Origin of the sequence: Algoriphagus pacificus (assembly GCF_017254845.1) — a bacterium.
Taxonomy (GTDB): domain Bacteria; phylum Bacteroidota; class Bacteroidia; order Cytophagales; family Cyclobacteriaceae; genus Algoriphagus; species Algoriphagus pacificus.
Genome location: NZ_JAFKCU010000001.1, coordinates 718,522 through 732,656 on the forward strand (window position 1 = coordinate 718,522; position 14,135 = coordinate 732,656).

A 14,135-nucleotide genomic window follows, 5' to 3' on the forward strand; every position below is an offset into this window, starting at 1 on the left:
TTGTTCTATTGAGTAGGTTTTAGGGCAATTTTGCCATAAACAGCATCTCTAAAGTTTTTATGAAGACTGATTCCATCGTAAGGAAAAAGCTGTACAAACATCACGGCAGTCAGTTCATTAACTGGGTCAACCCAGAATAGGGTAGAAGCTGCTCCATCCCAGAAAAACTCACCGACTACGCCATTCATTTCTTCGGGTGAAGCCGGAGGATCTGTCCGAACGGCAAAGTCAATCCCAAACCCAACTCTTCCTTTGCTTGGAAGCCAGGACCTTTCCGTCACAGAATCTGGTAAATGGTTGGTTGCCATTAATTTTACGGTCTCTGGTTTCAGAATTGTAGTTCCATCAAGAGTGCCTTTATTAACAAGCATTCTAGCAAAGGTCATGTAATCATCCAGCGTAGATGTCAATCCAAATCCTCCCGGAGTTAAAGGCCATTTTTTTAAATTGAAAGCATGTGCTGAGGAATCCGGCATTTGCGTCAATTGTCCCTCACCCGTTCGCTGGTAAGCTGCAGAAAACCTTCCTAGATCTTCTTCTTTGACCACATAACGGGTATCGTTCATTTGTAAAGGTCCAAGAACATGCTCTTGAACATACTCTTCGTAAGGAATTCCGGAAATTCTTTCCACCAAAAATGCCTGCACGTCTACAGATTGACCATATTCCCATTGAGTTCCGGGTTGAAACCATAGGGGTGTGCTGCCGATTTTCTCGGCCATGACGGTCAAGGTATTTTCATAACTCCTAGCATCTTTTTCCTTCATCACATCACTCAAACCTGGGATATTGTCCCGATTAGGAAACCCGGCTGTATGTCTGGTGATGTCCCGAATGGTAACAGGTCTATCCGCATCCACCAAGATCATTTCTCCATTTTCATCCACCCCTTGGTAAACCTTCATGTTGGCAAACTCCGGAGCATATTTTTCCAAAGGATCATCCATTTGAAATTTTCCTTCTTCGTATAAAGTCATCAAAGAAGTTCCAGTGATTGGTTTTGTCATAGAGTAAATCTGCACGATGGTATTCCGATCCATCGGGATATTCTTCTCTTTATTAGCAAAGCCAAATGCATTGAAATAAACTTCTTGATCTTTCTCGAAGATCAAAGCTGAAATTCCTGCTACGTTTCCGGAATTGACATAGGCTTGCAGAGTCGAATCCAATCTGGCAACAGCTTGTTCATCAACAACAAAATCTACTTTTTCTTCTTGTTTGGTACAGGAACTAAAGAGGAAAGCAAAACCTACAAAGATTCCAAGAAGGGTTTTCGATGACTTAATCATAGTGTATTGACGATTTTATAGATTATACCTTGATTCTTACTCATGATGTAAACTTGTTTTTCCGCATCAATACCAAATTTCAAGTCCACACGACCGCCTACTATTTCTTCCATAGTCGTTTCTTTGCCTTCAAAAACGACATTCATACTTTTCACCTCTGGATTTGGATTCTGATCCAAATCAGCAAAAAACAATCTACCTGTTGGAATATCTCCAAACACTATATTCCCTTTTAATTTCCCATCTGGAATAAAATAACCTCCAATAACTGCTACGGCTTCATCATGCTCCAACTGAATAAGCGGGTAGGTGACGCCCTTTTTATCATCGTCCGCAGGCAAAGGATAAAGAGTCCGGAAGCTTCCGAATGGATTTATCATAAATCTTCCTTCTCGGATAGGCCAACCATAAAATTTTCCTGGCTCAATCAGATTGATCTCTTCTATGCTGTGCTGTCCTATATCAGTTGCAAATAATTTCCCTGATTCATCCCAAAAAATCCTATTTGGATTACGGAAACCATAAGCCAAGACTTCACCAGCTTTTCCTTGATCGCCTGAAAATGGATTAATCGTTGGGATTCCATATTTTCCATTGGCACTGTTGTTCCCAGCTGGATCAATTCTCAAAATACTGCTATAAATTCCGCTTCCTCCATGGTCGGAGATATAGGCAAATCTCTTTTCTACTGTACCTCCATCCCCATATCCGATATAAAGTAATCCGAAATCATCATCTCCTTTTTTAGAATTTGGATTAAAAGTTAGCTCCTGCATTCCATGCGCTTGAGAGGCGTTATCAATGCGAAGAATTTCTCGACTGGTTCCTTCAAAAGTTTTGGAACTAGGAGATTCTGCTTTCCATTCGGTCAGAACCCATTGCATAAAAACTTTCAAACTGTCTGTATAGCCGAAATCTGAAGGTTTTGTTCCTCCCGGCTCAGTGTGTGCAGTGTAGAATAGACCGTTTTCAAGAAACTCCGGATGAAAAGTGAAACTTCCCAAACCTGTTGCCCAACCTGGCTTACTCACCATGTCAGGTCTTTGCTCTAATAGATTTAAATAGAGTTGCGGTTTTTGATCTACTAACTCATAGATTCCTATGCGCTGGTCATTGATCATTAGGCGATTTGTACCAGGAATAGGCTCCATTTTAGTCATTTTGGCTAAAGCTGGAGTTGTATCTGAAGCAGGTAACTGGGCAAAAAACTCCAATTCAAATTTGATTCCTGAATCCTGAATTTTCTCTGGAATTAAGTTAGAGGTAGTATCTCCCAAAATTTCCAGCGGCAGGGTTTCGAAAGTGTGTAGATAGCTCAGGATTGAATTCAGATCAGATTCAGAAAAGTTTGGAAACGCCGGCATTTGAGTTTTATAAACAGCCAAGAGCCTTTCTGCTCTTTCATCCTTTGCTTCAAAAAACTCTGAGGGATTTTTGATAAATCTTTTGATCCAATCTGTATCTACCTGACGAGTAACCCCACTAAGATTAGGACCAATCGCATTCTCATTAAAGTTATGACAGGTTGAACAATTCTGATCAAAAAGAACTTTTCCAGCTTTAATTTGATCTACATCTTGACTGATAGTTACTCCAAATTCTTTTGTTTCTGGTTCTGAACAAGAGAAGGCAAACAGTAAAAAAAGTACTGCAACAAGGTTAATTCGGTTTTTCATCGATACTAATTTGGGGGTTTTTGTTAAATACCGAAAAAAATATTGTTTTTCTGTCTGGTTTTAGAAATAAAAAAACCTCTGGCACATCGTACCAGAGGTTTCCCCAATTAATCCCTGTTTAGTTAAAATGGGTATTTTCCTTGCTCGATCATATAATCGGCTATTTGTCTTCTCAAGGCTTTGGTATTGACTAAATCCGCCTTGGTAAATCGCTTTAATCCCATCAGCATTACTTTTTGTTCATCGCCTTTGGTAAAACTTGCAATTGCTTCTTTGGCAGCCGAATTGATTTTATCCACTGCTTCAGCCAAATAAACTTGGCACATGGCGATTTGATGGGTACATGCAGATTCTCCTTTGATACCAACCAATTTTTCGGCTCTCAGAATGGCTGACTCGGCTGCATAAATCTCAATCATAACATCAGCAAGATTCATCATGATTTCCTGTTCATCCTCAATTTTATCCTGAAGTGCCATCGCTGCCTTTCCTCCTACCATCAAAAACACCTTTTTCAGCTTTTTAATAGTTTCTTTTTCTGAGGCAAAAAGCTCGGAAGTATCGATTGTTTCAAAAGAAGGAACTGATGTCAACTCTGCTGATACAGCCATGGCAGGCTCGAATAAATTGATTTCACCTTTCATCGCCCGCTTAAGCAACATACCAATCATGAGCATACGGTTGATTTCATTGGTGCCTTCATAGATTCGGGCAATTCGGGCATCTCGATAGGCTCTTTCCATAGGAGCTTCTGCGGAATAACCCATTCCTCCATAGATCTGCACTCCTTGATCCACAACATAATCCAACACTTCGGAACCATGGATCTTTGCTATTGCGCATTCCATTGCAAATGCCTCAACTCCTTTGAGTTTTGCCTCACTTTCATCCATTCCCTCGGCAATAAATGCATTGATTTGCTCTTCGATATTTTGTCCGGCCCGGTAACAAAGGGATTCCGAAACATAGGTCCGAATCGCCATTTCAGCTAGCATTGATTTGACTGCACCAAAAGTATTGATGCTTACTCCAAACTGTTTTCTTTCTGTAGAATATTTGATCGATCTAGTTGTGACAGTTCTTGTGCCTCCAAGGATCCCTGAACCCAATTTGATTCGGCCAATATTCAGAATATTGACAGCGATTTTGAATCCGTTTTGTCTCTCGGAGAGCATGTTTTCCACAGGAACCTTGCAGTCATTAAAGAAAACCTGACGGGTTGAGGAACCTTTAATACCCATCTTTTTCTCCTCCTCATTCATGGTGATACCACCAAAAGTCTTTTCGACGATGAATGCGGTAAGGTTTTTATCATCTTCTATTTTTGCAAAAACAATGAAGAGATCAGCAAATCCCGCATTGGAGATCCACATCTTTTGTCCATTGATCAGATAGTGTTTCCCATCTTCTGTCAAAGTTGCCTTTGTCTTCCCGCTATTCGCATCAGATCCAGCATCAGGTTCTGTCAAGCAATAACAAGCTGCCCACTCACCAGTGGCAAGTTTGGGAAGGTATTTTTGCTTTTGTTCCTCCGTACCGTAGTATAAAATAGGCAAAGTACCGATTCCAGTGTGTGCCCCATAGGTGGTAGAAAATGATCCCGCTGCCCCGATGATATCTGCGATCAGCATAGAGGTGACGAAATTCATTCCCATTCCTCCATATTCCTCAGGAACAGAAATGCCCAAAAGACCAAGTTCCCCGGCTTTTTTGAAAATTGAAGGAACCAGATCTGGATTTTTCATACTGTCAATCTCCTCGATATTTGGGGTGATTTCGGTATCAATAAAATCCTGACAAGCTTGAGCCATCATTTTTTGCTCTTCGGTGTATTCTTCAGGTATGAATACATCCTGAGCAGATGTCTCACGGATGAGGAATTCTCCTCCTTTAATTGATTTTGTTATCGTTGCCATAAGAATGGTGTTTTCTTTTTATAGGTTTTATTTAGCCGGAAATCACTTCAATAATTCATATACTCCAGCTACTCCCTGACCTCCTCCAACACAAGCTGTTACGAGGCCATATTTTTTATTTTGTCTTCGAAGCTCGTTAAACATCTGTACTGAAAGCTTCGCTCCGGTACATCCAAGTGGATGGCCCAAAGCAACTGCACCGCCATTTACATTGACGATATCAGGGTTCATATCCAAAGATTTGATTACTGCCAATCCCTGTGCTGCAAAAGCTTCATTCAATTCAATCAAATCAATGTCATTCAGCGTAAGTCCAGCTTGTTTCAAGGCTTTCGGCACAGCTTCTTTTGGACCAATACCCATGATTCTTGGGTCGACACCTGCTACACTGTAGGATAGAAGTTTTGCGACAGGATCAAGATTTAGGGATTTCATCAATCTTTCTGACATCACCACGACAAAAGCAGCTCCGTCCGAAGTTTGGGAGGAATTCCCAGCAGTCACCTGACCTCCATTTTTAAAGGCAGGTTTCAATCCTGATAAAACCTCCATGGTGGTTCCAGGTCTGGGGCCTTCGTCTGTATCGACTACATATTTTCGGGTTTTCTTTTTGCCTTTTTCATCCAAATAGGTTTCTTCTACCTCTATAGGCACTATTTCATCTTTGAATTTTCCGGCTTCTATCGCTGCCAAAGCTTTTTCATGGGATTTCACTGAAAAAGCATCTGCCTCTTCACGTGTGATTCCATATTCTTTGGCTAGCTCTTCTGCAGTCAATCCCATACTGATGTAATAGGATGGATGCTCAGTTGCGATTTTATAATTCAAAGCGGTTTTATAACCCATCATTGGAACAAGCGACATGCTTTCCGTTCCGCCTGCGATGATACAATCCGCCATTCCTGCTTTGATTTTACCCACTGCCAAAGCAATAGCTTCTATGCCTGATCCACAATATCGGTTGATGATGAATCCAGGGTTTTCAATTCCCAAAGCCAAAAGGGAAATCATTCTTCCCATTTGCATGCCTTGTTCCGCTTCGGGAACGGCATTTCCCACGATCAAATCGTCAACATGCTTTGTTTCTAGTCCTGGTGTATTGGCGATCAGATGTGTGATAACATCCGCTGCCAAATCATCAGGTCTATAAAATCTAAAGCCCCCTTTTTTTGCTTTTCCAACAGCTGATCTATATCCGTTTACTATATATGCTTCCATGTTTATTGCGTTTTTTTGATTTTTGAGATACGTGATGCGCTTTTCTTTTTAGTTTCTCAAAGGTTTACCCTTGAATAGAATGCTATGAATTCGCTCAAGGGTCTTTTTCTCCCCTGTCAAACTCAAAAATGCTTCTCGTTCCAAATCCAATAAATAGCGCTCTGAAACTTCTGTTGGAGATGACAGATCTCCACCTGACATTACCCAAGCTAATTTTTTAGCGATTTTGGCATCATGCTCAGAAATGTATGCGCCATAACGCATCCCTGTTATACCTGCTTCAAATAGCGCCAAAGAAGATTTACCTAAAACTTTGATGTTTTTTTGCTCAATTGGCTGGGTATATCCCTCTTCATAAAGCGATAAAACTTTAGCTTTTGCATCCGCTAATTGTCTTTTTCTATTCAAAGTAATGCCATCGCTCTTCCTCAAATAGCCAAGATTTTTTGCCTCTTGTGCAGAAGTCGAAACTTTAGCCATGGCTATATTCATAAAGTACTCCTGCAGCTGATTCAATTCTACATCTCCATCAATCAGACTGTTGGAAAATCTAAGCGTCATTTCTTTGGTTCCGCCACCAGCAGGAATTAATCCCACTCCAACTTCTACCAATCCCATGTATAATTCCGCATGTGCCTGCACATGATCTGAATGAAGTGAAAGTTCACATCCGCCACCCAATGCCATGTTATGTGGAGCAACTACTACCGGGATGGATGAGAATCTAGCTCTCATCATGGTGTTTTGGAATTGGGCAATCATCAAATTGATTTCATCAAAGTCCTGATCACCTGCAAACATGAACAACATGCCCAAATTAGCTCCTGCAGAGAAATTGGCTCCTTCATTTCCAATCACCAATCCTTTGTAGGATTTTTCTGCCATTCCGATGGCTGTATTGATACCTTCAATAACCTCAGCTCCCATGGAATTCATTTTGGTATGAAATTCCAGGCCAATGACATCATCTCCCATGTCATAAACAGTGGCTCCTGCATTGCCCCAGAGTTTCTTACCTGCAGACTTTAAAGTATCCAAAATGATAAATTCCTCAATTCCTGGAATCTCTAGGTATTTTTTGGAAGGGATATCGTAATAATGTTTTTTGCCATTGATGACTTTATAAAACGATTCATTGCCTGCTTCAAGCATTTCGTGAACCCAAGCAGCTGCCTTTTCACCGGCAGCTTCCATTTTTTCAACAGTCTCTTTTACTCCTAAGACATCCCAAGTCTCAAATGGACCCAATTCCCATCCAAAACCAGCACAAACGGCTTGGTCAATACGGTAAAGTTCATCTGAAATTTCAGGGATTCTATTCGAGCAATATTTGAAAAGATCGTAGAAAGAGGTTCTGTAAAATTCTCCAGCTTTGTCATCAAAGTTTACCAAAAACTTGATCCTTTTTTTCAAGTCTTCAATTTCCTTTGAAGCTTCCAGCGCTTTGAATTTTGGTTTCTCTACATCCTTGTATTCGAAAGTTTCAAAGTCGATTTCCTTCAGTTCTTTGGTGCCGTCCTTATGACGAATCATCTTGAAATAACCCTGACCGGTCTTATCACCAAACCATTTGTTATTGTAAAGGACCTCTACAATTTTTGGAAGTTTAAACTTATCTCTAGACTCATCATGTGGCAAAGCTTTATAAAGGTTATTGGCCACATTCACAGTCGTATCTAAGCCGACAACATCCATAGTCCGGAAAGTCGCCGACTTAGCTCTTCCGATGACAGGACCAGTAAGTTTATCCACCTCAGAAACGCCCAATCCCATTTTTTCGATGGCATGCATTCCTGAAATGATCGCATAAACACCGATTCTATTGGCAATAAATGCAGGTGTGTCTTTGCAGAGCACTGTTTCTTTTCCTAGGAATTTATCACCATAATCCATCAGAAAATCAATTATCTCTGGATTGGTCTTTGGTCCAGGAATAATTTCCAAGAGTCTTAGATAACGTGGTGGGTTAAAAAAGTGTGTTCCGGCAAAATTCACTTGGAAATCCTCTGATCTTCCTTCGCACATCATATGCATCGGAATACCGGAAGTATTGGAAGTGATTATTGTTCCAGGCTTTCTGTATTTCTCTACTTTTTCAAAAAGTGACTGCTTGATATCCAGTCGCTCGACAACCACTTCCATGACCCAATCATAATCTTTGATTTTTGGTAAATCATCATCAAAATTTCCAGTTGTGATTCTGGAGGCAAATGATTTATCATAAATCGGTGAAGGATTGGATTTCAAAGTATTTTGAAGAGCCGTATTGACGATTCTATTTCTTACTCCCGGATGTTCTTTGGTCAAGCCTTTTTTCTGCTCATCTTCTGTGAGCTCAAAAGGAACAATGTCTAATAAAAGTACTTGCACACCAATGTTCGCAAAGTGACAGGCAATTCTGGATCCCATCACTCCTGAACCTAAAATGGCGACATTTTTTATGGTTCTTTTCATCTTTTTGGGTTTTTCGGTAGTTATTGGTTGTAAATAAAGATTGGCTTATAATTCAAATATGATCTTGTTGATTTCTTCTGAGCCTTCAGATTGGACTTGATCAATGACCAACTGGATTTTTTCGAAGACTTTAAAGAAATTTTTTAACTCATCCTCACTGACCACTTCTCTGATCTGCTCATTAAACTCACGGATGGTGTTGACAGAAATTTCTTTTTTGCGTTTTCCTTCCTCTGTCAAAAATATTCTAACGGATCTTTTATCTACTAAGTCGGGTTTTTTGTAAATGAGACCCTTCTCCTCCATGTTTTTCAACATGCGGGTCAAGCTTCTTGTCTCTAGACCCATCATCGGAGCAATTTTCGTGGCAGGTGTTCCTTCCTTCGAATTGATGTTGATCAACACAAAACCGATCGCGGTGGTAAAATCCTCTCCAGCTGCTTTTTGATTATACATTCTGGAAATGGCATGCCAGGCACTTTTAATGTGATAATCGACTGTCTCTTCTCGCTTCATACTTCGGTTTTTATCCAATTCTAAGTACTTCTAATGTAACGAAAATTTTGTATGCATGCATACTATATTGATGAAAAAGTTATGCATGCATCACAAATTAAAAGTGGTAAATTCCAGAATTCTCCCATTAAAAAATTGATAATTGGGAATAAAAAACAATAAATCAGAATAAAATTTAATTTATCTGTCTCTTTCCAAATGATGTTTTGGATTTATCCAAATATCGAGGATTGGATTGTAGAACCAGGAAATTGAATTATTTGATCTGAATCAATTCAAGATTGACTCTGATACATGTTCTCTATATCAGCTTGATACTTTTGAAGAATCATTTTTCTTTTCAATTTCATAGTGGGAGTCAACTCGCCAGTTTCTATGGTCCAGGCACGGGGTAATAGTTTGAATCTTTTAATGGTTTCCCATTTCGCAAAGTATTTATTCATATCCTCAATCACCCGCTCATATTTTGCTATAACCTCAGGTTTTTCCACCATTTCGCTCATTTCTGTAAATGGAAAGCCTTTATGCCTACAATATTCTTTTAATCCTTCCTCACTCGGTACGATCAAAGCTGCTGGATAATTTTTGTTTTCTCCAACAACCATAATCTGATCGATCAGCGTAGATTCTTTGATTTTATTCTCGATAACCTGCGGAGCGACATATTTACCACCGGAGGTTTTAAACATCTCTTTTTTACGGTCAGTGATTTTTAAATATTCTCCATCCAACTCACCGATATCTCCTGTATGAAACCAGCCATTTTGAAGTACCTCTGCGGTTATATCATCCTGTTTGTAGTATCCTTGCATCACATTGGGTCCTTTGACGAGGATTTCACCGTCCGAGGCGATTTTGACTTCCACATCTTTGATGATTTTACCCACGGAGCCAATTCTGATTTCTGAGGAATTACAAATAGAAGATGAAATCACCGGTGAAGTTTCTGTAAGACCATATCCTTCGCAAACCTTAATTCGTGCCGCCCAAAAAACCCTGGCTAATCGGGGCTGCAAAGCGGAAGCACCACAATTAATCTGAATGATCTCACCACCTAAAGCCTCTCTCCATTTATTGAAAATGATCTTATTAGCAATTTTTAGTTGCCAATTGTACCAAGCTCCCTGATCTAAATTGGGATCGTATTGATTGCCTAAATTCAAAGCCCAGAAGAAAAGTGATTTTTTAATTCCCTTTAGCTCGTATCCCTTTGAAACAATTTTATCATAGATTTTTTCCAAAAGACGAGGCACTGTATTGAATCCATGAGGTTTGATTTCACGGAGGTTATCTCCAATTTTTTCTAAACTCTCTGCGTAATAAATTGAAATTCCCAGATAGAGATAACAAAATGAGGCAGTACGCTCGAAAATGTGACAAAGAGGAAGAAAGCTTAGCACTTTGGCGTTCCCCTTTTGCATTACGAGTCGGTCCGCTACAGCCAATAAATTACTGAAAACATTATCATGGGATAGCATGACACCTTTGGGTCTACCAGTCGTGCCAGAGGTGTAGATAATCGTGAATAAATCGTCTTTTTTAACTGCTTCTTTGGACTTTTCTAAAATTGCCAAATCTCCGTTTTGCCCGGTTTCCATAAAGTCTTTCCAAAAGCTAACTTTATCCGAATGATGAAAACTAAAAATCTTTATCTCATCTGCAGCTAAAATGGCTTTTTCAAGAATTTCATCATCTCCAACAAAAACCATTTTTACTTCTGCATGCTCAAAAATATACCTATAGTCCTCTACAGTTATGGTTGGATACATCGGAACAGAGATAGCTCCTATTTGCTGCAAAGCAAGATCTACAAAATTCCATTCTGGTCGGTTCTGAGAAATAATGGCCACTTTATCGCCCTTAGAAATACTGGATTCTAAAAATGCCAGGCTTAGATTGTCTACAATTTCTTTGATCTTCCGGGAAGAATAAGTTTGCCAGCTATCATTTTCTTTAAAAGCTAAGGCTACTTCTTTATCGTATTGACTGATCTGATAAGGAATAAGATCAAATAATCGATTTAAGATCATGGTTGGATTTTTGGGTTTAGGATATTTAAGTTAATTAAAAAATCAACAGCTTCCTCAAGCTATCCACATTGTCCACCTTTTAATAGTATTTATATATTATTTAAAAAAAGAATCTATTACAGTTATTAGCTCTGTGGATTTGTGGACAAGCCTTACTTTTTGGTTTCTCCACTTTATCCTAAACGTTATAGATTACTTATCCTTTACTTATACCATGTTTTTCCACATCTAACTTGTTGAAAAAGAGAGGTATGTTTTTTTATCCACGAATAGCAGGTTTTTTCAGCTTTTTCAACTGTTGGTAAGGAGGCTGTGGATTACTTGATTGTCTTCTGTGGATAGTTTTTCACTTATCCCCAAATTCTGCTTTTTAGATTTTATCAGATTTGAGAAAGGGGATAACATGATTTTTTTCCTGATTTTATCAACCTTTTTCCACAGGTTTTCCTCAGTTATCAACAGGAGTAATTTCGCTGTTTTGCAATCCCGTTTGAGGTGTTGCTTTGATCAAAACGTCCTCAACTGTCCAACCTGCCTTGACAATTATATCCTGAGTATTGGTCTTCGGGTCAATAAAGTAAAACACTCTTTCTGCGTGCCTTTTCTCTTTGAAATTGGCTGGATCCCAGCGTCTATTTCCATTTGAATCCTCTATAACCCGAATTTTATAGGTTGCGGGTTCAATCAATGTAAGTGTGAATGCATTTCCCTCAGAAAGGTAGAGTTCTTTGTTTATTTGTGATTTTGTATCAATCAATTGGATAATGAAAGGACCTTTTGCTCCAGTGATTGTTCCAGATAATTTATCTGCCAAAGTTTCTCTTTTCAATTTTCGATAGTTTGCTGAAAGTACTGCTTTATTATATTGATTTTCTATGTCCAAAAAAGTGGAATCAGCTGCTTTTATTGTGAAAATCTCCTTAGAAAGGGTATCTGGAATGGTCAATATGATCTGTAGCTTATCTCTTTTTAAAGAATCTTCCATTCGAACCATTTCAGGATTTATCTGAATGAACGAAGCTGTATCATAGGAGACAAATAGAGAATCATAATTGATATCCATCACTGGTTTGTTGAAGCTTAATTCTATCAATAAATCTTGGTAGAAGTTTTTCCCCGAGTTTGCTGTGAAAGTCAGATCTTCTTTTCGTCTTTCTGATTCAGGAAATTTGGCATAGATAGCTGTATCAACTTTAAAGCTTAAAGAATCCTGTGCTTTTATCTCAAATAGTAGACTATCTGCTTTTGTCTCTTTAGAATAAAGAGTTATTCGCTTATCACCTACAGTATAGAATATGTCTTGGCCCAACAATTCATTTTTCAGCTCGATATTTAATGGATCTTTGTTGAAAACCAAATCGTAATTTGAACCTGCTGCCGAAGATCTTGTAAGTTTCAATTCTGTTAGATCTGCTTTGGACAAGTTAAAATTTACTCCATCTATATTTTGAGTGATGCTTATTGTATCTAAGATGAAGTCATAAATCTCACTTTTATACTCACCTTTTAGTGTGTTGTTTTGATCATTCCAGGCATAGGCTCGGTAATCACCGGCCTTGATATTACTTATCATAAACTTGCCTAAGGAATCAGCTTGAGAGAGATAGTAAGGTTGGGCAGTAAATAAATCCGTGGTATCATTTTTTTCATAGAGACCTACTATCACATTCTCGTATTCAAAACCTCTTTCCGGAAAATAATTATTAACTGTGCCGCTGAATGTGAGACTGTCAATAGAATCACCAGTGGAGAAAACTAGTTTGAGGTTTTCTGTTGGATTTCCTTCCGATAAGTCTTCTACTGATTTTTGGAAGTTGAAAACATAAGTTGTGTTATCTTCTAATTCCTGATTTAATTCGATTTTTATCGTGTTTTTCAGAGAAGTCACAATCAATTCATCCTTATCCAATTTTGGAGTGATGATGATGTTTTTATTAGGATTATCAAGTTTGATATATTCATCAAATACGATGAGAATTTCCTCTGGATTTTGATTTAAGCTTTGATCTGCTGGGTACATTTCCAAAACCACAGGTGGATCTTCATCTCTTGGGCCACCCATAGGGGTACTTTGTTTAGCACATGCGTATAGCAAGATTAGAGCAAGGAGGAAAATTCCTATGTTAACTAAGTTTTTCACTTCTTTTTAAAAATAAAGAGGTTGCTGGAATACTTTCCTGAATGACCTTTAGCGATTTTATTGGAGTCCCAACCAGATTTTACCGCCTTAAGGTATTTAGAAATCAAATTTTGCTTGGGCTTTGTATAGCCTTCGGAAAGTAAGGATACATAATAACTGTCAAAAGGCATGGGTACAGTTCTAACCAAATCCAAATCGAAAATCTGTTCGAAGTTTGTAATAGCTGTTTCATCAAAATGGTACAGGTGTCTAGGAACGTCCCATCCTGCCCAATTTTCTCGGTATTTTAGTGCATCAAAACTAGTAGGATTTGGTACTGCTATTAGTATGTAACCATCTGATTTTAAGCGTTTTATAATCTTTTTAGTCGTTTTTCTTAAGGTATGAATATGCTCTAAAACATGGAATAAAGTAATGATGTCAAACTTCTTTTTATCCTCAAGTAATTCAATGTTTTCTAAGACTTTTCCGTCCAAAATTTGATTGGCCTGATTTCGAGCTTTTTCAGTAGGCTCTATACCTTTAATTGTCCAGCCTTTTAATTGTGCTGCTTGTAGAAACTCACCGGTTCCACATCCATAATCCAATAATTTACCTGGTTCCTTCAGTTCTGATATCAGTTTGACTTTTTGTAGAACTGCATAATTTCTGACTTTATTATAAATCAGTTGTGTCAGGTTTTTATTGTTCTTCTCATGAGAGTAATACTCAGGGAAATCATAATAAGGCCCTATTTTTTCCTCTTTCGGTCTAGGGTTGGTAAAGAGCAAAGAGCAGTTTTGACATTTACAGATTATGAATGTCTCTTTGCTTACAGCGTGGTCTACTATCTCTTTATAATTAAGAAAAAGCCCACTTTTACAGAGTGGGCATTTAGTGAGTCTTTCGGCCATGGT

Annotated in this window: 9 protein-coding genes; all 9 read right to left on the minus strand. The window is 38.6% G+C overall.

Features of this window, described 5'->3' with window-relative positions:
• Window positions 1-5 precede the first annotated feature (5 nt).
• Window positions 6-1,289, minus strand: coding sequence for a serine hydrolase domain-containing protein (locus J0A69_RS03055; protein WP_206585036.1), 1,284 nt, complete (start codon window positions 1,287-1,289; stop codon window positions 6-8).
• The gene (locus J0A69_RS03060) at window positions 1,286-2,965 is read right to left on the minus strand and encodes a PQQ-dependent sugar dehydrogenase (protein WP_206585037.1); all 1,680 of its coding nucleotides are present in this window, start codon (window positions 2,963-2,965) and stop codon (window positions 1,286-1,288) included. Before J0A69_RS03060 ends, J0A69_RS03055 begins: the two co-directional genes overlap by 4 nt.
• A gap of 122 nt (window positions 2,966-3,087) precedes the next feature.
• Window positions 3,088-4,881: an acyl-CoA dehydrogenase family protein gene (locus tag J0A69_RS03065; RefSeq protein ID WP_206585038.1), complete on the minus strand. Its 1,794-nt coding sequence runs from the start codon at window positions 4,879-4,881 to the stop codon at window positions 3,088-3,090.
• A 42-nt stretch (window positions 4,882-4,923) separates the two neighbouring features.
• Entirely contained in the window at window positions 4,924-6,099 is a 1,176-nt protein-coding gene (locus tag J0A69_RS03070; RefSeq protein WP_206585039.1) for a thiolase family protein, read from the minus strand.
• 48 nt (window positions 6,100-6,147) lie between these two features.
• Window positions 6,148-8,553: a 3-hydroxyacyl-CoA dehydrogenase/enoyl-CoA hydratase family protein gene (locus J0A69_RS03075; RefSeq protein ID WP_206585040.1), complete on the minus strand. Its 2,406-nt coding sequence runs from the start codon at window positions 8,551-8,553 to the stop codon at window positions 6,148-6,150.
• Window positions 8,554-8,598: 45 nt separating this feature from the next.
• Window positions 8,599-9,069 carry a MarR family winged helix-turn-helix transcriptional regulator gene (locus J0A69_RS03080; protein ID WP_206585041.1) on the minus strand — a complete coding sequence of 157 codons (471 nt, stop codon included), beginning with the start codon at window positions 9,067-9,069 and terminating at the stop codon, window positions 8,599-8,601.
• Window positions 9,070-9,344: 275 nt separating this feature from the next.
• The gene (locus tag J0A69_RS03085; protein ID WP_206585042.1) at window positions 9,345-11,099 is read right to left on the minus strand and encodes an AMP-dependent synthetase/ligase; all 1,755 of its coding nucleotides are present in this window, start codon (window positions 11,097-11,099) and stop codon (window positions 9,345-9,347) included.
• Between the two features lie 448 nt (window positions 11,100-11,547).
• On the minus strand, window positions 11,548-13,161 hold the full coding sequence (locus J0A69_RS03090) for an Ig-like domain-containing domain (protein ID WP_206585043.1): 1,614 nt from the start codon (window positions 13,159-13,161) through the stop codon (window positions 11,548-11,550).
• A 74-nt stretch (window positions 13,162-13,235) separates the two neighbouring features.
• On the minus strand, window positions 13,236-14,132 hold the full coding sequence (locus J0A69_RS03095; RefSeq protein ID WP_206585044.1) for a class I SAM-dependent methyltransferase: 897 nt from the start codon (window positions 14,130-14,132) through the stop codon (window positions 13,236-13,238).
• Window positions 14,133-14,135: the final 3 nt, after the last annotated feature.